This window comes from Massilia sp. NBRC 108631, assembly GCF_059704565.1.
In genome coordinates, this window is record NZ_BAAKJE010000270.1 from 15,524 (window position 1) to 36,690 (window position 21,167).

Consider the following 21,167-nt stretch of genomic DNA (forward strand, 5'->3'; position numbering starts at 1 on the left):
ACTGCCGCCTGAAAAAGCCGCTATTTCTTTAACAAGGCATGGCCGCCAGCGCTTGCTGGCCGTGAATTATTTGCCGGCCGCGTCGGCCACCGTGCTGTCCAGCGGCACGTCGATCAGGAAAGTCGTGCCGGTGGCGGCGGAACTGTCCACCGCTGCGCTGCCGCCGTGGCTTTCGGCCACCGCGCGCACGAAGGGCAGGCCGATGCCCCAGCCGGCCTTGTCGGCCCCGCTTTCGCGCCGCAGGTAGCCAAAAATGCGGTTGTGTTGCTCGGCTGGAATGGGCGTGCCGGTGTTGCGGACCGACAGGATGAGCCGGCCGCGCGTCTCGTCGACGTTGATGCGGATCGGCTTGCCGTCCCCGTACTTGAAGGCGTTCATCACCAGGTTCTCCAGCGCGCGGCGCATGGAATTGAGGCACCAGTAGCCCGTCACTGCCGCGCCGTTCAGTTCCACCGCGCCGGAGCGCAGGCTGTTGAACTCCTGCTGCACCGACAGCGCCAGCGCATACATGTCGAAGTGCGACGGCGACAAAGGCAGCTTTTCGGTGCGCTCGAAGGTCAGCGCATCCAGCAGTTCCTCCATCATGGCCTCCAGCCGCTTGGCGTTGGCGGTGATCTTGGTGGCCAGCATTTGTGCCTTGTCCAGGTCGGCGGACATGCCGATCAGCTGGGCGCCGTTGGCGATCACCGCCAGCGGCGACCGCATGTCGTGCGACAGGCCGGCAGCCAGGCGCTGGCGCATGCCTTCGTGCATGGCGGTGAACTCGCGGATGGACTCGCGCGCCGCGCAGTCGATGGAATGCTCGATCGAGGCATATTCGGCGGCGTTGAACTGCAGCCCATGCTGCTGGGCCACGGCCAGCACGGCCCGCTTGAACAGCTGGTATTCGTGCACGATCTGGTCCGGCTTGAACGACGTCATGCGGGCCCGTTCGCCGCCGTGCACCGCCGCCGCGTTGTTGTGGCTGGTGGCGTTGGCCCGGGGGTGGCTGGGCGAAATGGCCTCGGCCAGGTTATCGAAGAAGGCCGGCAGGGTGTTGATCAGCACCGGCCCGGCCACGTCGCGCGCCTCCGGCATGTGCTCGCGCACGTCGCGTTCCCAGTGGTCCAGGACGGCGTCGCGTATGGCGAGCAAGGTCTTGGCCGTCGCCGACAAGCCATGCGTGTCGAGCTTTTGATCTGTCGCCAGCGTCATCGCCTTCTCCTTTGCAAGTGGGCGTTTTATTTCCAACTTGCATGTTAGCGCCTCGTTTAGCTCAGCGGCGCAAGATAGGATTTCAGGGCTTGCGGGCTACCAGCCCCAGCAGCGCGGAGCGGCCGACGTGGCGGCTGCCTTCGTGCAATTCGTCTTCGTAGTCGCGCAGCTCGAGGATGTCCAGCGCGGCGAACGCCTGGCGCATCAGTTCCGGCGTGTACAGGTGATCGGCCACGCCGGGGCCGCCGGTCTTGTAGTCCAGCTGCTTGAGCGTGTAGCCCTGCAGGATCAGCAGTCCGCCCGGCTTGAGCGTGGCGACGATGCGCGCGAACAGGCGCGCACGCTGCGCCGGATCGGCGAACTGGACAAAGATGGCCGCGACGCAGTCATAGGCTGCCGGCTGCCAGTCCCAGGCGTCGCAGTCGCATACGCGCACATTCAGCGACACGCCGCGCTGCTGCGCCAGCCCGGCCGCCTTGGCCATGCCGGCCGCCGACAGGTCGAAGGCGTCCACCAGCAAGCCTTGCTGCGCCAGCCAGACGCCGTTGCGGCCTTCGCCGTCCGCAATTGCCAGCGCCTTCATGCCGGGCGCGAGCAGGGCGGCCTGGCGCGCCAGCCAGGCATTGGGACCGGTGCCGAACAGAAAGTCCGGCCCGCTGTAGCGCTGGTCCCAGATATCGGCCGATTCGGGAAAGCGGCTCATCTCAGGCTCCGGGGCGGCCGGCGGTGGGCTGGCTGCCGGCGGCGGTGTTGCGGCGACGCTCCAGCAGCTCGAATAGCGCCATGCCGGCCAGCATGGCCGCCGTGAAGATCAGCGGCTTGCTGCCGCCGCTGGCCAGCGAGGCCAGCGCGGGGCCGGGGCAGTAGCCGGCCAGGCCCCAGCCTGTGCCGAAGGCCAGGCTGCCGAGCACCAGCCGGCGGTCGATGTCGCTGGCGGTGGGCAGGCGCATCGGCGCGCCCAGCAGCGAGGTGCTGCGCTTGCCGGCCAGCCGGAACGCCACCAGTCCAACGCCGATGGCGCCAACCATGACGAACGCCAGCGAGGGATCCCAGCGGCCGGCCAGGTCGAGGAAACCGGTCACCTTGGCCGGGTTGGTCATGCCGGAAACGATCAGGCCCAGGCCGAACAGCAGGCCGGTGATCCATGCCATCAATATTTGCATGTTGTGCTCCCTATGCGGCCAGGTGGCGGACGATGAACACGGTGGCGAAGCCGGCCGCCATGAAAGTGGCCGTGGCCGCCAGCGAGCGCACCGACAGGCGCGACAGTCCGCACACGCCATGCCCGCTGGTGCAGCCGGCGCCGTAGCGGGTGCCCACGCCGACCAGCAAGCCTGCCATGGTCAGCATGGCGGTGCCCGCGTCGCTCTGCACCTCGGGCAATGGCAGCGCCAGCGCGTAGGCCAGCGGCGCGGCCACCAGGCCGGCCAGGAAAGCCAGGCGCCAGGCCGTGTCGCCTTTGGGCCAGGGCAGCAGTCCGCCCAGGATGCCGCTGATGCCGGCGATGCGGCCATTGAATAGCACCAGCAGCGCGGCCGCCAGGCCGATCAGCGCGCCGCCGGCCAGGCTGGTCCACGGCGTGAAATGCGTCCAGTCGATTTCCATGATGCTTCTCCCGTAGTCGGCCTGCAATGGAAAAAGCCGCTGATTCCTTTCGAAATCAACGGCTTTCTGAATCTGGTTGCGGGGACAGGATTTGAACCTGTGACCTTCGGGTTATGAGCCCGACGAGCTGCCAGACTGCTCCACCCCGCGTCTGAGGCCCGAATTATATACAAGCCTGTTTCATTCCGCAAGGGCAGATTTTAAAGCCGGATTTTCCAACTGCAATTTTACGCTGCGGCCAGGCGCCACAGGGACGTGACTTCGGCGGCGCGGGCCGCGTGCAGCGGGTCGGTGGCGTCGGCGGCGCGCGGATGCGTCGGGCGCACGTCGATGCGGTCCACCACTTTCAGGCCGGCGGCGGTAATCCACGCCATCAGCTGCTCGCGCGGACGCAGGCCCAGGTGCTCGGCCAGGTCGGACAGGATCAGCCAGCCTTCGCCGCCGGGTGTCAGGTGCTCTTTCAGGCCGCCGAGGAAACCGCGCAGCATGCCGCTGTCCGGGTCATAGACCGCGTGCTCGATCGGCGAGCTGGGGCGGGCCGGCACCCAAGGCGGGTTGCACACCACCAGCGGCGCGCGGCCTTCGGGGAACAGGTTGGCTTTCACCAGTTCCACTTGCTGGTTCAGGTCCAGGCGCTGCAGGTTTTCGCGCGCGCAGCTCAGCGCGCGCTGGTCCTGGTCGGTCGCCACGATGCGTTCGATGCCGCGCCGCGCCAGTACCGCCGACAGGACGCCGGTACCGACGCCGATGTCGAATGCCAGCTTGGCGTGCTTCGGCAGCGGCGCTTCGTTCACCAAGGCCACGTATTCGCCGCGCACGGGCGAGAACACGCCGTAGTGCGGATGGATGCGCTCATCCAGCGCAGGGATTTCCACGCCGTTGCGGCGCCATTCGTGTGCGCCGATCACGCCCAGCAGTTCGCGCAGCGACATGGCGAACGCTTCCTCGCCACGGCCGTATGCCTCGTTGCAGGCCAGCTTCACATCCGGCGCGCGGCGCAGCGGGATGCTGTAGTCGGCTTCGAACGGGATCAGCAGCATGGCCAGCGTGCGGCCGCGCTGGGACTGCGCCTGTCGATGCAGGTGGAACGCTTCGGTGGGCGTGGCCGGAACCTTGGGCGCCCTGGCCTTCTTGCCTTTGCCGCCTTTATGGTCGGCACGCCGGGCCAGCGCCTGCAGCAACTGGCGCGCGTTCTGGAAGTCGCCCTTCCACAGCAGGGCCGTGCCTTCGCACGCCAGGCGGTAGGCGGTGTCGGCGTTGGTGGTGTCGTCGGCGATGATGACGCGCTTGGGCGGCGCCATGCCGCTCTCCGAGCGCCAGCGGGCCGAGCGGTCCTCGCCGTTTTCGGTCCAGTGGATGAATTGTGCTTCGGGAGTGGCTGCGGTCATAAAATCTTCAATCTGTAAGTAAACGGCAGAACCGCCGCGTGAGGGCGGCGGTTCTGTATAGAGGGTCTATTATACGCGGCCCGCGCGGGGCGGCCCGCGCAGGGGGCATGGCAGCTCGGGTGGCAGGTCAGGTGGCGGCTTGGCTGGCGGCTGGCTGCGGATCGGCCGGCGCCGGCTCGGCGGGCGCCGGCGCAGGGGCTTGTGCCGGCGGCTGTGCTGCCGCCAGCGCGGCTGCCGCTTGCGGCACGCTGCCCGGCATTTTGGCCAGGGTCGGTACCGGCGTTTCCTGCGTGCCGTAAGCGTGGGCGACAGCCTTGGACTTGCCGTTTTGCTGGCCGTAAGTATCCAGCAGCTCGCTGCTGTTGACCAGGTTGAGCAGGCGCAGCGACAGGGTGCCCAGCTTTTGCTGTTGGCCCGGCTGGTCTTGGTTGTCTTGCACCACGTCGGTCTTGAGCGGCTTGTCGAACAGGCGGAACAAGTCTTGCAGGCTGCCTGGGAATTTGATGTCCGGGAATTCCACTGCCGGCAGCGGATCGGCTGCCGAGCGCGGTTTGCCGGACTCGCCATTGCCGGCGCCGGTGGTGGTCTGGCTGGCGGCCGCTTCCAGGGAGTACTCGTACTGCACTTCTACTTCGAAATCGAAGCTGCGGCCGTCGGCGGTGGTGACGGTGCCCTTGCCGATGAAGTGCGAGCTTTCGTTCAGGCTGAACGCGGCCGCGCTGGTGCTACCGTTCGGACCCTGGCTCTGTTGCACGCCGGCGGCGAAGCTGGCCGACGAGTCCAGGCTGACCGAGTCGAACGACACGGTCGCGCCTTTGCCGGCGTCGCCGAACAACTGCTGGGCGAAGCTGCCGAGCAGGTCTTGCGCCAGGTCCACGGTGGAATTTCCCAGCGATTCGACGCGCTGCTGCAGGTCGATCCCGTTCTTGGACAGCGACACCATATCGTTCTGGGCTTTCTCCAGCAGCGAGGAATTGCCGGTGCGCAAGTTTTTGTCTGTTTGCTGGTTAGCAACAGGCAGGCTGGCAGGCTGGAACTGGCGTGAGCTGAGAGGAGAAAGAGTGGACATTGCGGCACCTATTGACGGGTTTCCTATGCTATCGGCAGGAATGCCGATTTCTTTAGCGTCCGCCTAGAATCATCCGCGTCAATGGTGGTGCGACCAGCTGCCGTCCGGCGAAGCCAGATAGGATTGCACGGCGTCTTTCTGGCCGGTGGCATGGCGTTTCACTTCGCCGCACTTGCAAATGCCCTGGTAAGGCTGGATGTGGGAGCAGGCCGAGACTTTCTGCAGGAAAACTTGGACCGATTTGTTGCATTTTACGCATTTGAACGTCAGGGTGCGTGGGGCTTTCAGCATGTAAGGCTCGCGGTAGGGGAATGTGAAAGGACGAGATTTTAGCGCATCCCGGCAGATTCAAGCGTAGACATCAACCGTTGGCTTGGCGGCTGCGGCGGGCGCATAGGCCAGCTCCAGTTCGGTCCGGGCCTGCTGCTCCAGCTGTTGGGCGCGGGCGGCCACGGCGCGGTCCTGGCCGGACGGCTCGGCCGGCGCCAGCGCGGCGGCCTGGATGGTGCGGGCGCGGGCGATGGTCTCTTCCGGCGTGGCGCCGGGCGAGGTGTCGATGTTGACTTCGCCGCCGACCGCGTAGTTCACGCCGTTCGGGCCGCGCTGGTAAGTGTAGCTGGGGCCGGAGGTGGCCAGCCCGCCAGCGGCGGACAGGTGGGCCAGTTCGTGCTGGCGCACTTCGGTGTCGCGCTGCTTGAGCTGTTCAATCTGCGCCAGCTGTTCCGGCGTGAGCTGCACCCGCGGCTGCGCAGCGCTGCGCACAGCGGCTGGCGCCGCCGCACTCGATCCCGGAGAGATGGCGCTGATGCTCATGGTTATCCCATATTAGCAAAAAGCGTAACAAAGTGTTGTATTCGGCCCCGCGCCGTCAACTGAAAAATCCGGGCCGCGTTGAATAGATATCCGAACGTTGCTCAAAGAGGCTAGCTGTGGATCAGAAGAAACAACCTACCAAGGAGGCGGTGCGCCAGTGGCTGCAAAACAAGCTGGTGGACCGCCGTCCGCCACCCGACCCGCAGCAGATCCGCCGCGAGCTGGGTTGGGATTTGGTGAAAGTGGAGCGCGGCGAAGTGCCGCAGCGCTAGGAAGCATGTACTGATACCACGCTTTTTCCGCCCGCCGACGGCTGCACCAGGATGCGGGTGGAAATCCTCTCCGTCATTTCCTGCACATGGGAGATGACGCCGACTTTGCGGCCCATGGCTTGCAGGCCGTCCAGTGCGTCCATGGCAACGCGCAGGGTTTCGGCGTCCAGGCTGCCGAAGCCTTCATCGATGAATAGCGACTCCACCCGCACGCGGTTGGACGACAGCGAGGCCAGTCCCAGCGCGAGCGCCAGCGAGACCAGGAACGATTCGCCGCCGGACAGCGAGTGCACGGAGCGCATTTCACCGCCCATGTCCTGGTCGCGCACCAGCAAGCCCAGCGAAGGGCCGTTGCTGTTGTTGATGCGTTCGAGCTGGTAGCGCCGCGCCAGGTGGCTGAGGTGGGCGTTCGCGTAGCCCAGCAGCACGTCCAGCGTGAATTGCTGGGCATAGTTGCGGAACTTCTTGCCGTCGGCCGAGCCGATCAGCTCATTCAGGCGCGCCCAGCGCTGTTCGGCCGCTTCCTGTTGTTCGATCTCCGCCAGCATGGCGTGCGCGCGCTGGCGCTTGTCGTTGTCTTGCGCGATGGCGAGGCGGTGCGCGCTGGCCAGGTCGTGGGCTTGCTTGCGTTCGGCCGACAGGGCGTCCAGCGCCAGGGCCAGTGTGTCCATGCTGCGCGCGCTGCCGGCCGGCGCGCTCTCGCTGTGCTGGCGGCGCTGCAGTTGCCGTTCCTTCAGCACGGTGGCGGCGGCGGCGGCCGCATGGTCCAGCGCCTGCAGTGCTTCGCGTTCGATGCGGATGGCGTCGGCCGGGCAGGCCAGCAGGGCGAGCAGCTCCGCCAGCGTGACGGCGGGCGGCTGCGGCTCGGTTTCCGGCGCCGCAGGCGCTGCGGAGCCGGCGGCGAACAGGTCGCTGCTGGTGGCGTCGTTGCTGCCGCTGCCGCCGCTGCTTGCCGGGGCGGCGAACAGGTCGTCGCTTGACGGCGCGGCATGCCCGGATGCGTGGGGGGCGGCTGCACGCGCGGCATTTGCGCGCGCGGCAGCGGCGCGGGAGGATTGGTCGCGGTTGTAGGCATCCAGCCAGTCCGCCAGGCGGGTTGCGGCGGCTTCGGCGGCGGCGTGCAGGGCCGTGATGCGGGCGGCCGATTGGGCAATGGCTTCTTCGGCGCGCACACGCTGCTGCGCGGCTTGCTGGCTGGCCTGCTGCTGGGCCGCGAGGCGCGCACGGGCGGCGCCGATGGCGGCCTGCAACTGTGCTTCCACGTCGCGCACTTCCTTGCCGCCCCACAGCGCCATGCGCTGCTCCTGCATCGCCTGCAGGCTCGCGTCGGCGGCAGCGAAGGCGCTGCGGGCGCTGTCGGCGTCATGGCCGGTGCGGGCCTGCGCGGCGGCCAGCGCGTGCAGTTCGGCGTCCAGCGCGGCGAAGGCAGGGGCGCGTTCATCCAGCTGGGTGCGCTGGGTTTGCCATTGTTTGGCTTCGGCACGGCGCGCTTCGTGGAAACGCGCGGGGCCCGCTTTCCATTCGTCTTTCCAGCCCTCATTGGGCAGGTCGATGCTGCTGAAGGCGGCGTCCAGTTCATCCAGCAGGCCGCTCAGCTGCAGCGCCACTTCGATGCGCTTGTCTTCCAGTGCCTGGAACTCCGCGTTCGACTGCGCCAGCGCGGATTGCGCTGCCGCCGCCGTGGCGTGCAGGCGAGCGTGTTCGGCGGATGCGGAGTCGCAGGCTTGCTGCGCGAGGTCGCGCGCGGCGCCGGCGCGGCGCAGGGCCAGTTCCTGCTGGTCGATGCTGTGCAGCGCGTCCCGGGCCGACGCCAGTTCCGAAGCAAACCAGCCGGCGAGGTCCGGCGCTGCGCCGTCAGGCAGCATGGGGGCCGCACTGGCAGCTGCGGTGCCGGCGTTCATGGCCGTGGCGGCGGGGGCGCTCGCGCCGGCAGCGTCCATGGCGTCAGCGGCGAGCGGATGGCTGTCCCAGGCTGCGCCGGCGCGGGCCAGCGTGTCGGCCAGCGCGTGCAGCTCGGTGGCCAGCACGGCAAGCCGTTCGGTGCCGTTCTCGGCCGTGGTGCGTTGGAAGGTCTGCTGCTCGATGTTTTTCTGCAGCTGCTCGCGGCAGCGCGTCACTTCCCCCTGCAGGCTGGCGTGCATGGCGGCGAGCGCGCCGTCGTCATGGCGGTAAGGGTGTTCCTCCGCGCCGCAGACCGGGCAGGGCTGGTCGTCCTGCAGCGTGGCGCGCAGCTTCTCCACGCTTTCCGCGCACGCCGCTTCGGCCAGTTTCAGCGAGCGTTCGGCCTGGCCGAAGGTGGCCATCAGCAATGCGTACTGCTGCTGCGCGCCGGCCAGCCTGGTTTCAGCCGCCTGCCGGATGCGCTGCTGCTGCGCGGCTTCGCTGTCCAGCTGTGCCTTGCGCTGCCGGCGCGCGTCCAGTTCGGACCACGCCTTCTCGCCGGTAACGAGCAGGTCGCGCCGCTGTTCGAGCGCGCGGCGGCGGCTATGCAAGGCGTCCGCATCGAACGACGCCAGCGCGGCGATGGCTTGCTGGCGCTGCGCCTCCAGCGCCTGAAGCCGTTCGCTGGCGCCGGCCAGGCTGGCTGTGGCGCGAACTTCCTCGTCGCGGTGCTGGGCAGCGTGGCGTTGCAGCAGCGCCAGCGCATGGCCGTGCTTCTCGGATTGCGACGCGGCCTGCCCTGCCTGCACGAACAGCACGTCCCACTTCTGCCACGACTCGGCCAGCGCTTGCCATTGCTGGTGGCGGGCCAGCCAAGCGGCGCCGTGCTCCTGCGCGGCGGTGAGCTGGCGGTGTTCGCTTTGCTTGTTCTGCAGCGCGCTACGCGCCAGTTTGTCCGCCTGGCTGGCTGCCTCCAGCGCAGCGCTGGCCTGCCGGTGCGCGGGCAGCGCCGCTTCAATGCGGGCGTCCAGCGCCTTTGCCTGGTCCAGCTGCGGACCGGCGTTGCGCTGCGCGGCTTCGGCGTCGACAACTGCCGTTTCTGATTGCTGCAGCACGGCGGCGGCTTGCGCCTGCGCCTGCAGCGCCTGTTCCGACTCCTGCTGGCGCGCTGCCAGCGCGGCTTGCGCAACGATGATTTCGTCTTCGATGCGCGTCACCTCGCCGGCCAGCGGACGCGCGGGCTGCACGGCGTCCAGCTGCGCCAGCACCGCGCGGCGCGGGGCCGCCGCCTCCGCTTCTTCCTGCCGCTGCTGCAATGCCTGCTGCGCCTGCAGCTCGTTTTGCTCCAGTCTATGCGCCTGCTGGTGCCAGCGCAGTTCCTGCTCCAGCACCGCTTTTTGCGCGTCCAGCCCGGCTACCACGGCGTCCGCCTCCGCGCTTTGCGCATCCAGCGCGGCGCGTTCCTCGCCGCTGAGCGGCTTCTGGTCGGCCAGCCGGCCCGTCAGGCGTTGCAGCGCTGCCAGTTCCAGCTTGGCGCGCTCGAAGGCGCGCATGGAAATTTCGCTGTAGACAGCGCTGCCTGTCAGCGTTTCGAGCAACTCCCCGCGCTCGTTGTCGTCCGCTTTCAGGAAGGTGGCGAATTCGTTTTGCGCCAGCAGCACGGCGCGCGTGAACTGCTCGAACGACAGGCCGATGCGTTTTTCGATTTCGGCTTTTACCTCCGTCTTGGTGCCGCCCACCGGCAGTAGTGCGGGCAGCTGCTGCAAGCCCATGGCGGTGGGCTGTAGCGCGCCTTCGGCCTTGTTGCGCGAGCGGCGCACGCTCCAGCGCGCGCGGTAGCGCAGGTTATCGCTGCCGACGAAATCGACTTCGGCAAAACCGTCGGCGGCGCCGCGCCGCAGCAGGTTGCGGGTGTCCTGGGTGGTGACGGTTTCGGCGCCCACGTCCGGCAGCATGCTGCGGCCCAGCGCCTTCAGCAGGCGCGGCGTGGCGTCGTACAAGGCCAGGCACAGCGCGTCGAGCAGGGTGCTTTTGCCGGCGCCGGTGGGGCCGCTGATGGCGAACAGGCCGCTGGAAGCCAGCGGCTCCTGTTCGAAGTCCACACTGAATTCTCCGGCCAGCGAGGCCAGGTTTTTACCGCCGATTCTCAGGATACGCATAGGTGTTCTTTGTTCAGGCGCCGGGCAGCATCAGCTCGGCAAAAGCGCTCAGTTGCTCGGCCGGGGCTTCGTTGCCGAAGCGCTGACGGTACAGGCGCTTGAAAATGTCGTCCGGCTGCAGCTTGCCCAGCTGGTCCAGCGTCAGGGCCGCGTCGTCCAGCGATGGCATGCGCTTGGGCGTGGAGGTTTCGATTTTCGCCAGCCGCACCGGCTTGCCTTCCAGCGCTGCTTCCACGCGCGCGCGCATGCCGGGCTGAGGCGCGTCCAGCAGCACGCGCACTTCAAGGAATGGGTGGGCCTCCGGCGGCAGGCCGCTCTCGCCGGGCAGGGCGGCCAGCTGTTCCAGCACCTGTTCCAGCGGGGCGGGCTTGGCGGGCACGCGCATCAGCTCCACGGCGCGCGGCACGTGAATGGGGACTACTTCGGCGGCCGCGCCGGTGCCGGCATCGAGATCGATTCTGAGGATCTGGTGGCGGTAGCCGACTTCGGCGAACGACAGCGGAATGGGACTGCCGCAGTAGCGGATGCGCTCCTGCTTGCCCACCGATTGGGCCAGGTGCAGGTGGCCCAGCGCGGCGTAGGCGATGGACGGGTCGAAAATCCCGGCGGGCAGCATCTCCGTGCCGCCGATGACGATGCGCCGTTCGGAGTCGTTCGACATCTGGCCGTCCACCATGTGGCAGTGGCCCATGGCGACGATGGCCTGGCCGGGCTGGCGCCGGGCCTGCGCCACGGCGAATGCCTGCTGGTAGAGCAGGGCGATGCCGGCCAGGTACGGGTCGGGTGCGGGCTCCGGCGCCGGTTCGGCCGCGCTTGCCGGGCGCGGCACGTCGCCGGGGCGCAGGAAGGGAATGGCCAGGCACCAGGCTTCCACCGCGCCGCTCTTGCCGGTCAGCGGCAGCACCAGGCGCTCGACGTCGATGCTGCCTTCGGCGCCGCGCGGCACATTGCCGATCACTCGGGTGCCGTGCGCTTCCAGCAGCGGGCCGGGGGCTTCCAGGCGGCCCGGCGAGTCATGGTTGCCGGCGATGACGATCAGGTCCAGCTGCGGTGCGCGCACCCTGGCCTGTTGCAGGAAGTGGTAGAGCTGGCGCTGCGAGGCGGACGAGGGGTTGGCGTTGTCGAACACGTCGCCGGCGATGAGCAGGGCGTCGGCCTGCTCGGCCACGATGGCGTCCAGCAGCCAGTCGAGGAAACATTGGTGCTCGTAGGTGCGTTCGAAATTGTGGAGCGACTGGCCCAGATGCCAGTCGGAGGTGTGCAGCAGACGCATGGATTGCCAGGGTAAAGCCGGAAAACGCTCAATATAGCCTAAGTTGGCCCGCCAGGCATTGACGGATATTCAAGCGGAGGCTCAAGCCGCATTCGAGGCAACGTGCGCTTCGGGCACGGGGGCGCCGGCGCGGTAGGTGTTGCGGCCGGCCTGCTTGGCCTGGTACAGCAGCATGTCGGCCCGGTTCAGCAGTTCGGCCGGAGTCACGTCCTCGCCCTGGTAGAAGGTCAGGCCGATGCTGGTCGATACCGACACCGTGGCCGCGTCCAGCTCGAACGGCGCCTGCATGGTGGTAACGATCTTGGCCGCCAGGGTCTCCGCGTCTTCGCAGCGGGCCAGACGTTCGACGATGATGGTGAACTCGTCCCCGCCGAGGCGGGCGATGGTGTCGGTGGCGCGCATGGCGTGCGTCAGGCGCGCCGAGAACACCTTCAGCAGCGAGTCGCCCACGCTGTGGCCGTAGGTGTCGTTGACCGGCTTGAAACGGTCTATGTCCATATACATCACCGCCATCATGGTGCCGTTGTCGCGGCTGGCGGCCATGGCGTTGTTCAGCTCCTGCAGGAAGCCCGCGCGGTTGGTCAGGCCGGTAAGGGCGTCGACCTGCGACAGCTTGAGCAGGCGCTGTTTCTCGCGCTTTTGCGCGGTGATGTCCTGCCGCATGACGTGGAAACCTACCACGCTGAAGCCGCCCTCGTCGAATTGCGGAATGTAGATCACTTCAAAGCTGCGCAGCAGGCCATGGCTCTCGTCGTCTTCCTCGAAGGACAGGGTTTCGCCCGCCAGCGCGCGCTGGATGTAGGGCTGCAAAAACTGGTAGCGCTGCTCGCCCACGGTTTCGCGGATGGTCTTGCCCATCACCTCGATGCCGGACTGGCTGAATTCGCGCTCGTAGGCCAGGTTGTTGAAGCGGTACACTTCTTCCTCGTCGACGTAGGCGATCATGGCCGGCAGCGTGTCGGCAATGGTGCGCAGGCGCGCCTCGCTTTCGCGCAGCGCCATCACCGACTTGCGCATCAGCGTGATGTCGTCCAGCGTGCCGACGAAGCCGTCGATATTGCTGTCGATGATAATCGGCGCCACCTTCATCGAGGTCCACACGATGGTGCCGTCCGGATGCACGCAGCGCAGGGTGTCCTGGAACGGCTTCAGCGTTTCGCGCAGGTGCCGCAGCGCCGTGCGCAGCACGTCGCGGTCGGTCGGGTGCACGGCCGCCATCCAGGCGTCTCCCAGGGCCTGGTCGCGCGTCAGCCCGGTAATTGCCTCGAAGGTGCGGTTCACATAGGTGCAATGGCCGTTGGCGTCGGCGCGGATCAGGCCGAGCGGAGAAGCATCGTTGACGGCCGCCAGTTCGGCCTGGTTCTGCCGCATTTTCAGCTCGTCGCGTTTGCGCGACGTGATGTTGCGGGTGGTGACGGTGACGCCGTCGTCGAGCGCCACGATCTGGTGCCGCAGCCAGCGCGGTTCGCCCGGCAGGTTGCGCGTCTCGAATTCCTCTTCCAGCGGCTGGCCGGTTTCCATCACGGTACGATACTTGTCGATGAAGCCTTCCGTGCGCCACATGGGCACCAGTTCACCGATGCGCTGGCCCAGCAGCGTGTCGCGCGGCAGCTCCAGCATGCGCGCGCCGCGCTCGTTCACGTCCAGCAGCGTGAAGTCGATCACCTCACCGCGCGTCTGCGAGCGGCAAGCCTTGAGCAGGAACACCGCGTCCAGGCTGGCGTCGGCCGCCGCGCGCAGTTTCTGCCTGGCCTCGTTGGCCGCGTTCATGCTGCGCCGCAGCCGTTCGCTTTGCTGCATCAGCAGCGCGGCAAAGCACACCACCAGTACGGTCGCCACGCCGGCCAGCACGAAGTAGATGCTGCGCTGGCGCTCGAAACGGGCCATCGCCGAACTGACCGTGTTGCCCACCACCGCCGTCAGCGAATAGCGCGGCAGGTCGCGGAAGCTGTAGATGCGCTCCACGCCGTCCAGCGGCTGTTTCAGGGTCAGCTCGTCGGCGCTGCCGTAGGCATCGGTGGTGGAGGTGGTGAAGTCGATGGTGTCGGTGATGTACAGGCGCTCCTCGATGCGGCCGATGGCCAGCCCGGTGTCGCGGCTCACCAGCATCACCAGACCGTTCGGCTCCACGTGCAGGCGGTCGTAGTCCTCCACGAAATAGGCAGGGTCCACCATCAGCATGACAACGCCGGCAAATTGTCCCTGCGCGTCGTTGAGGCGCCGCGCGATCTGGATCTGCCACTTCTTGGTCACCGGCTCGACCATCGGGTTGGACGCCAGCGCCGCATCGTCCTGTGCCAGCATCAGCATCTTGAACACGGAATCGTTGGCGATGCTCTGGTTGAAGAAGCCGTGGCGGCTTTCCAGCAGCGTGCCGTCCGGCAGGTACAGCGCAATCGGCAGCTCCAGGCGGGACGGCATCAAGGAGTCGAGCAGGCCGCCCTTGCGGGTGAATTCGGGCAGGCGCAGCGCGCCGCGGGTTTCTTCGTATTTGAGCTTGAACAGCTGGGTGGCGTGCTCGGTCTGGCGCAGCAGGTGGCTGGTGTGCTCGGCCAGGGTGCGGGCCAGGGTTTGGCTGTGCAGCACGCCCTCGTGGCGGGCGCTGTGGTATTCCTGGCTAACCTGGTAAGCCACGGCTGCCCACATGGAAATCAGCAAGCCCAGCGCAAAGGCGGGCAGCAGTATCGCCCGGTACAGTTTACGCAGCAGGCGTCGGACTGGGTTATCGGATCTTGTCAATTGGTCGCCTTGGGGCTATGGGGTAACACAGTCTCCATCAGGGGTATTTTGCACGTAAACCGGGTGCTTGGGCCGCGCGAATGCCAAAACAAAAGCAAAAAATCCCGGGCCGCCGGAAAAAGTGATAAAACATCAAGCTATCGTCGACAGCGCTTGCAACAAAGCGCGCTTTCTTCTTTAGAATAGCGGGCTGGGTTTAACTATGGAAGGGCCACGTTTTTGACCGAATTGACATTCAGCCTGGCCGGCGCGCGCGCGCTGCATCTGGCGGCCCAGGGGCTGTTGCAGCCGCGCCGCAGGAAAGCGCAAAAAGCCGACCTGCTGGCGGCGATACGGCAAATGGGCGCGCTGCAGATCGACACCATCCACGTGGTGGCGCGCAGCCCTTTCCTGGTGTTGTGGAGCCGCCTGGGCGACTACCCGCAAGCCTGGCTGGAGGAGCTGCTGGCCGAGGGCGCGCTGTTCGAGTACTGGGCGCATGAAGCCTGTTTCGTGCCGATGGAAGACTATGGCTTGTACCGCCACCGCATGATAGATCCTGGCTCCATGGGCTGGAAGTATTCCGGGACCTGGATGGCCGAGCGCCGCGCCGAGGTCGATGCGGTGCTGGCGCATATCCGCGAGCATGGACCGGCACGCTCCTCGGACTTCGAGCGCACCGACGGCAAGAGCGGCGGCTGGTGGGAATGGAAGCCGGAAAAGCGTTCGCTGGAGGTGCTGTTTACGGCCGGCCGGCTGATGATCGCGCGGCGCCACAACTTCCAGCGCGTGTACGACCTGGCCGAACGCGTACTTGCGCGTGCGCTGCCGGGCTGGGACGATAAGCGCATGCCCGCCATCGAAGACACGCGCCGCACTTTCGTGCTGAAAACCGTGAAGGCACTGGGCCTGGCCAAGGCATCCTGGATTGCCGACTACTTCCGGACCCGGCCACCGCGCTTCGATCCGGAAACGCTGGCGGCCGAGGGCGCGCTGCTGCGCGCGCGCGTGCAGGGCTGGGACGAGCCGGTCTACATCCATCCGGACCACGCCGGCCTGGCCGCCAGCGCCGCTGCCGGCGCCCTGGCGGCCACCGCCACCGCCATCCTGTCGCCGTTCGACCCGGTGGTGTGGGACCGCCGCCGCGCGCTGGAACTGTTCGATTTCGATTATCGCCTGGAGTGCTACACGCCGGCCGAAAAGCGCCGCTACGGCTACTTCACGCTGCCCATCCTGCGGCGCGGTGCGCTGGTGGGGCGGGTCGACGCCAAGGCGCACCGGCGCGACGGCGTGTTCGAGCTGAAATCGCTGGCGCTGGAACCGGGTGTACGGGTCAGCGAGCGCTTCGCGCGCGACGTGGCCGCAGCCTTGCAGCGCTGCGCCAACTGGCATGGCTGCCCCCGCGTGCAAGCCGGCGCCACCGAGCCGTCCGGCTTTTCCGGCGTGCTGCAGGCGGCGCTGGACGGCCAAGCCGGCAGGGAGGCCGCATGATGCTGCCGGCAGCCCCCGCCAGCCTGGTCGGCGCGGACGGCCAGCCGCTGTTCGGCCGCTATGCCGGGCAGGCGGCCGGATTCGACTGGAGCGCACTGGCCGGCCCGCACGCCCGCAACCCGCTGTGGCGCCGGTTCCACCACAAGCGCTGGCACTATGTGGCGCTGGCCACCGAGCAGGTGTTTTGCGCCGTGGCCATCGTCGACCTGGGCTGGATCAGTACCTGTTTCGCCTACGCTTTCGACCGCGACGACGGCGACATGCTGGCCAATTTTTCGCAGGACGGCCTGCCCATCACGTCGGCCCGGGTGGCTGCGCACGCCAACGGCCGCAGTACCTTCAAGATGAAGCAGACCTACATCAACATCGAAGGGCTGGGCGCGGGCCGCTACAAGCTGGAACTGGATTGTCCCTACCTGGTGATCGAGGCCGAGTTCGGGCCCGGCAATGCGCCGCTGCTGCTGGCCAGCGGCCCGGTCAAGGACGGTTCGGTGCACGCCACGCAGAAGTCTTCCGGGATGCCGCTCACAGGCCAGGTCAAGCTGTGGCGCGGCGAATACGATCTGGCCGGCGGCGTGGCCAGTTTCGACTATTCCAACGGCCTGCTGGCGCGCAATACCGCGTGGCGCTGGGCCTCGGGGCATAATCTGGAACTGGGTTTCAATCTGCAGGCCGGCTATTTCGGCGGCCATGAGAACGCGCTGTGGCTCGACGGCCAGGTGCATGCGCTGGGACCGGCGCATTTCATCTACGACCAGGCCGACCCGCTGGCGCGCTGGCATATCTTCACCGAGGACGACCTGCTGGAACTGTTTTTCACGCCGGAGGGCGCGCGCCGCCAGAACAAGAATTTGGTGGTGGCGGCCAGCCGCTACTTGCAGCCGATCGGCACCTTCAGCGGCTGGGTGCGCAGCAGCGCAGACCAGCCAAAACGCATGGTGACGCAGCTGGTGGGCGTAACGGAAGACCATAGCTCCCGCTGGTAGCGGGAGCTGAAAGGGCGGACCATGAGCATCAGGAATTTCAACAGCCTGTTCGACCCCGGCACGGTGGCCGTTATCGGCGCCTCGTTGCGGCCGGGCAGCCTGGGCGCCATCGTGCTAACCAATATGGCCGGCGGCGGCTACGCGGGCGCGCTCTGGCCGGTCAATCCCAAGTACGACGAGTTGCTGGGCGTGCGCTGCTACGGCAAGGTGTCGGCGCTGCCGAAGGCGCCCGACCTGGCCATCATCTGCACCCCGCCGGCCACAGTGCCGGGGCTGATCGCCGAGCTGGGCGCCCGCGGCACACGCGCCGCCGTGGTGCTGACCAAGGGCCTGGACCAGGCCAGGATCGGCGGCAAGCCGGCCCGCCAGGCCATGCTGGACGCGGCCAAGCCGCACCTGCTGCGCATCCTGGGGCCGGGCGGGGTGGGGCTCTTGGCGCCGCACAGCGGCCTGAATGCCAGCCTGGCCGAGGGCGGCGCCAGGGCCGGGAAAATCGCCTTCATCTCGCAGTCGGACGCGCTGATGGCGGCGGTGCTGGACTGGGCGCGGCTGCACGGCATCGGTTTCTCCAAGTTTGCCTCGCTGGGCGAGCGCGCCGACATCGACCTGGGCGACTTGCTCGACTACCTGGCCGACGATGCCGATACGGCCGCCATCCTGGTCTACATGGAAAACCTGGCCTGCGCACGCAAATTCATGTCGGCCGCGCGGCTGGCGGCGCGCGCCAAGCCGGTGATCGTGCTGAAAGCGGGGCGCGACAGCAGCGACCTGGCCTACGACGCTGCCTTCCGCCGCGCCGGCATGCTGCGCGTGCATTCCACCGAGGACTTGTTCGACGCGGCCGAAACGCTGACCCATGCGCGCGCGCTGCGCGGCGAGCGGCTGGCCATCGTGGCCAACGGCGGCGCGCTGGGGACCATCGCCACCGACGCACTGGCGTACGCGGACGGCGCGCTGGCGGCGCTGTCGGACGAGACCATCAGATTGCTGCGGCAGGCGCAGTCGGCCGAGCCGGGCGCGGCCATCGCGCGCCGTGCGGCCGCGCCGCCGTTCAATCCGCTCAACCTGGGCGGCGCCGCCACGCCTGAGCAGTACGCGGCCGTGTTCGCCGCGCTGCTGCGCGAGCCGCAAGTGGATGCGGTGCTGTTGATCCACGCGCCCGCCACCGGGGTGGACGCCGGCCGGATTGCCGAGCTGCTGGCTCCGCTGGCGCGCGCCTCGGGCAAGAACGTCCTGGCGTGCTGGCTGGGCGGGGCAGCGGTGGCCGGCGCGCGCCGCGTGTTTGCCGAAGCCGGCTTGCCGGCCTACGACACGCCCGAGCAGGCCGTGCGCGGTTTCATGCAGACGGTGCAGTATCGCCGCAACCAGGAACTGCTGATGGAAGTGCCGGGCCAGTTGCCGCCGGGCGGCAAGCCGGAGCGCGCCGCCGCGCGCGCCGTGCTGGCTGCCGCCGGGGCAGATGGGCGCCAGGCGCTGACAGCGGCGGAAACGCGCGCCGTGCTGGCCGCCTACGGCATCCGGGTGGCGGCACCGGACGGCGGACCCGGCCCGGCACCCGGTTCGGTATCCGGTTCGGTATCCGGGCCGGCATCAGGCGCAGGCTCGGACTCGGGCGCGGACTGGGGCGGCGGCGCGCACGGTGCCGGCGCCCGCCCGGCCGCGGCGCTGCATGCGACCGAACTGGCCATCACCGTGCACGACGACGCCACCTTCGGGCCGGTGATCAGTTTCGGGCCCGGCGGCGCCAGCGCCAATCTTGCGGCCGAGGCGGCGGCCGGCCGGGGCGGCGCCATGGACTTCGGCGCCAGCCACCGCGCCATCGGCTTGCCGCCGCTCAACATGGTGCTGGCGCGGGACTTGCTGGAGCGTACCCGCTTGCGCCCGGCCGCCGACAGCGACGCCATCTGCCATGCGCTGATCCAGGTATCCGACCTGGTGGCCGACACGTGCGAACTGGCCAGCCTGAGCCTCAACCCGCTGCTGGCGGATGCGCAAGGCGTGCTGGCGCTGGATGCCCGCATCACGCTGGGTCCGCCGCGCGCCGGCTACCGGCTGGCCATCCGTGCTTATCCGCAGGAGCTGGAACAGGAAGTCCTGTGGCGCGGCGCACCGCTGACCTTGCGCCCGATCCGGCCTGAAGATGCCCCCCAACATGTCGAATTTTTTTCCAAACTGGATCCGGACGATGTGCGCTTGCGCTTCTTTTCCGCCATGCGCGAGTTGCAGCCGGCGCAACTGGCGCGGCTCACGCAGATCGACTACGACCGCGCCATGGCCTTCATTGCAACACGCATCGGTAGCGCGGGCAGGGCTGAAACACTAGGGGTAGTACGCGCTGTTGCCGACCCCGATAATCAGCATGCTGAATTTGCCATTTTGGTACGTTCGGACTTGAAGGGAATGGGGCTAGGCGCTATTCTGTTTCAAAAGCTGATCGATTATTTCCGCAGCCGAGGCACTGCGGCGATTGTCGGTGAAGCGTTGTCTGAAAATGGCGGTGTCCAGCAGCTGGTCCGGCGCTTCGGCGGCTCGGTCAGTCCGTCGCCGGAACCCGGGACGTCCATTTTACATCTCAAGCTGCAAGCGTAGTTTCCTGATCAATACCCAGACAGTTTGTTCTATGTCAAAGTCCTGATCGTCGCAATTATTTACACTTTTACTTCCGCCTCGTCGCTTTTTGTGATCCTAGCTTGGAGTAAGAATGTTAACTGCCACATACACCTTGGTAGCTCTATCTGTCGAGCAAGCCAGCATCCGCGTCAGTTTGCTTTCCTTCCAGAAATACGTCCAGTCCACGCTGCTCAACCAGAACAGCCTGACCTTGTCGCAACTCGAGTTCGCGTGCGAATCGCTGAACCGGCTGTACCAGGCCTGCCACTGGCGCAAGATCGAGATGTATTTGATCCCGGCGATCCGCCAGGCGACCGAGCAGGCCAACCAGCTGCTCGACGAGCTCAACCGGCTAAACGACACGGCGCTGGGGGTGATCCGCTCGCTGCAGCAACAGGTTGCCGAATCGAAAGACGAGTCCGCGCAGCGCGTGCACGATATTTGTGCCGGCATCGACGCCTTTTGCGAGTCGCTGCTGCAGCGGCTGGACAAGGAAGAGAAGGAACTGTTTGCCGTGGCGCGCACCGCCATCGGCGGCGAAGCGTGGTTTGCCATCGCCAACCAGTTCCTGCTGCACGATGCCAACGTGGCCGAGGCGCGCCGCTGCAAGGGCGGCACGCTGCACCTGGTGGGAAAGCCGGCCGCCAGGCCGCGCGGCAAGGCGGACGAGCTGGCGCTGCCGGAACTGGCCGTGTTGCCCCAGGTGCTGCCGGACGACGAGTTCGACACCAATATTCCGGTGTCGGAACTGGTCCGTCCGCGCCGTCAGCGTCCGTCCAGCCGCGCGCTGGCAGACTAGCTTTCGCGTAGCCGAGGCAAAGCATGGCCTTCCTTTGCTATGATGGCGGTTTTGAAACAGCGATAGCCCATCATGTTCGAATTCCTCTTCAAGCGACCCGGCGATGCGCCGAACGGCCAGCAGCCCGACGCTGCACAGGCTTCCGCCGCCGTGGCCGCGTCCGCCCAAGCTGAGCAGACCGCCTCGCGCCGCGCCGCGCAGGCCGAGCGGGCCAAGACGCTGGCCGAGGACGAGGCCGCTGCAGTCGAATTGATTTTGCAGAGCGAGTTTGCCGACGTGCGCCTGGCTGCGGCTGCGCACGTGGTGTCGCAGCCGGCGCTGGAGAAGGTGCAGCAGGCCATGCGCAACACCGACCGCCGGGTGGCCAAGCTGATGCAATCGCGCCTGGACGCGATCCGTCACCAGCAGGCCGAACAGCGCCAGGCCGAGGCCGCCATTGCCAATGCGCGCAAGCTGCAGGCCGACGAGAAACTCACGCCCAATCAAGTCGCCGAACTGGACCGCCTGTGGAAGGTGATTGCCGCCACGCCCGCACTGGCCGAAGAATTCAACGGCGTGCGCAGCGCGCTGGGGCAGCGCCTGGAAGACCAGGTCAACCTGCAGCGCGCCGCGCTCGACGCGCTGGCCGCCGTGCGCCGCCTCGCGGCGGATGGGGCCGATGCGGCCCAGCTAGACGCGCTGGCCGAGGAGCACGCCAAACACGTGGCGGCACCCGAGAAGGGCGCGCTGCCGCGCAACCTGCTGGGTGATTTCGAGACCGCCATGGCCGAGGCGCGCAGCAAGCTTGCCGCGCAAGAGGCCCGCCGCGCCGCGCAATCCGGCGCGCCCCCCGGCGCCAGCGCTGGCGCCGCCCAGTCCGAGGCGGCGGCCGGCGGCCACGCGCAGGAGGCAGCCGGCGACGGCGCAGTG

The 21,167-nt window shown here is 67.6% G+C and carries 16 protein-coding genes, 1 tRNA gene and 1 pseudogene; 6 read left to right on the forward strand and 12 right to left on the reverse strand.

Going from position 1 to position 21,167, the window contains the following annotated elements; all coding sequences use genetic code 11:
- Window positions 1–66: 66 nt before the first annotated feature.
- From AC6H42_RS29835 to AC6H42_RS29875, 9 genes are all read right to left on the reverse strand, one after another.
- Window positions 67–1,194, reverse strand: coding sequence for a sensor histidine kinase (locus tag AC6H42_RS29835; RefSeq protein WP_497549610.1), 1,128 nt, complete (start codon window positions 1,192–1,194; stop codon window positions 67–69).
- Between the two features lie 82 nt (window positions 1,195–1,276).
- Window positions 1,277–1,897 (reverse strand): SAM-dependent methyltransferase, encoded by a 621-nt coding sequence (locus tag AC6H42_RS29840; RefSeq protein ID WP_057157991.1) that lies wholly within the window; start codon window positions 1,895–1,897, stop codon window positions 1,277–1,279.
- Between the two features lies 1 nt (window position 1,898).
- Window positions 1,899–2,357 (reverse strand): YeeE/YedE family protein, encoded by a 459-nt coding sequence (locus AC6H42_RS29845; protein WP_057157992.1) that lies wholly within the window; start codon window positions 2,355–2,357, stop codon window positions 1,899–1,901.
- A gap of 10 nt (window positions 2,358–2,367) precedes the next feature.
- On the reverse strand, window positions 2,368–2,799 hold the full coding sequence (locus AC6H42_RS29850; protein WP_057157993.1) for a YeeE/YedE family protein: 432 nt from the start codon (window positions 2,797–2,799) through the stop codon (window positions 2,368–2,370).
- A gap of 73 nt (window positions 2,800–2,872) precedes the next feature.
- A tRNA-Met gene (locus tag AC6H42_RS29855) sits at window positions 2,873–2,949 on the reverse strand.
- Between the two features lie 77 nt (window positions 2,950–3,026).
- Window positions 3,027–4,187 carry a methyltransferase gene (locus AC6H42_RS29860; RefSeq protein WP_057157994.1) on the reverse strand — a complete coding sequence of 387 codons (1,161 nt, stop codon included), beginning with the start codon at window positions 4,185–4,187 and terminating at the stop codon, window positions 3,027–3,029.
- Between the two features lie 127 nt (window positions 4,188–4,314).
- The gene (locus AC6H42_RS29865) at window positions 4,315–5,256 is read right to left on the reverse strand and encodes a hypothetical protein (RefSeq protein ID WP_497549611.1); all 942 of its coding nucleotides are present in this window, start codon (window positions 5,254–5,256) and stop codon (window positions 4,315–4,317) included.
- A 78-nt stretch (window positions 5,257–5,334) separates the two neighbouring features.
- A complete protein-coding gene (locus tag AC6H42_RS29870) occupies window positions 5,335–5,547 on the reverse strand; it encodes a hypothetical protein (protein ID WP_057157996.1) in 213 nt (70 codons plus the stop codon).
- Between the two features lie 57 nt (window positions 5,548–5,604).
- Window positions 5,605–6,069, reverse strand: coding sequence for a putative metalloprotease CJM1_0395 family protein (locus AC6H42_RS29875; protein ID WP_497549612.1), 465 nt, complete (start codon window positions 6,067–6,069; stop codon window positions 5,605–5,607).
- A 116-nt stretch (window positions 6,070–6,185) separates the two neighbouring features.
- On the opposite strand from AC6H42_RS29875, the gene AC6H42_RS29880 reads away from it, so the two are divergent.
- Entirely contained in the window at window positions 6,186–6,341 is a 156-nt protein-coding gene (locus AC6H42_RS29880) for a hypothetical protein (RefSeq protein ID WP_200954087.1), read from the forward strand.
- On the opposite strand, the gene AC6H42_RS29885 is transcribed toward AC6H42_RS29880, so the two are convergent.
- The 3 genes from AC6H42_RS29885 to AC6H42_RS29895 form a co-directional block, all read right to left on the reverse strand.
- Complete coding sequence (locus AC6H42_RS29885) at window positions 6,338–10,381, reverse strand: AAA family ATPase (RefSeq protein WP_497549613.1); 4,044 nt, start codon at window positions 10,379–10,381, stop codon at window positions 6,338–6,340. The two genes, AC6H42_RS29880 and AC6H42_RS29885, sit on opposite strands and share 4 nt — an antisense overlap.
- 13 nt (window positions 10,382–10,394) lie before the next feature.
- On the reverse strand, window positions 10,395–11,654 hold the full coding sequence (locus AC6H42_RS29890; RefSeq protein ID WP_497549614.1) for an exonuclease SbcCD subunit D C-terminal domain-containing protein: 1,260 nt from the start codon (window positions 11,652–11,654) through the stop codon (window positions 10,395–10,397).
- Between the two features lie 81 nt (window positions 11,655–11,735).
- Window positions 11,736–14,393, reverse strand: coding sequence for a sensor domain-containing diguanylate cyclase (locus AC6H42_RS29895; protein WP_229418342.1), 2,658 nt, complete (start codon window positions 14,391–14,393; stop codon window positions 11,736–11,738).
- 219 nt (window positions 14,394–14,612) lie between these two features.
- Between AC6H42_RS29895 and AC6H42_RS29900 the strand changes: the two genes are divergently transcribed.
- The 5 genes and pseudogenes from AC6H42_RS29900 to AC6H42_RS29920 form a co-directional block, all read left to right on the forward strand.
- The gene (locus AC6H42_RS29900) at window positions 14,613–15,863 is read left to right on the forward strand and encodes a winged helix-turn-helix domain-containing protein (protein ID WP_057157999.1); all 1,251 of its coding nucleotides are present in this window, start codon (window positions 14,613–14,615) and stop codon (window positions 15,861–15,863) included.
- Entirely contained in the window at window positions 15,860–16,849 is a 990-nt protein-coding gene (locus AC6H42_RS29905; RefSeq protein ID WP_497549615.1) for a DUF2804 domain-containing protein, read from the forward strand. The genes AC6H42_RS29900 and AC6H42_RS29905 overlap by 4 nt, the downstream gene beginning before the upstream one ends.
- A gap of 21 nt (window positions 16,850–16,870) precedes the next feature.
- Window positions 16,871–19,438, forward strand: a complete 2,568-nt coding sequence (locus AC6H42_RS29910; RefSeq protein WP_497549616.1) for a bifunctional acetate--CoA ligase family protein/GNAT family N-acetyltransferase — start codon at window positions 16,871–16,873, stop codon at window positions 19,436–19,438.
- Window positions 19,439–19,550: 112 nt separating this feature from the next.
- Window positions 19,551–20,258 carry a hemerythrin domain-containing protein gene (locus tag AC6H42_RS29915; RefSeq protein WP_057158001.1) on the forward strand — a complete coding sequence of 236 codons (708 nt, stop codon included), beginning with the start codon at window positions 19,551–19,553 and terminating at the stop codon, window positions 20,256–20,258.
- 72 nt (window positions 20,259–20,330) lie between these two features.
- Window positions 20,331–21,167: pseudogene (locus AC6H42_RS29920) on the forward strand (DUF349 domain-containing protein); the annotation flags it as partial.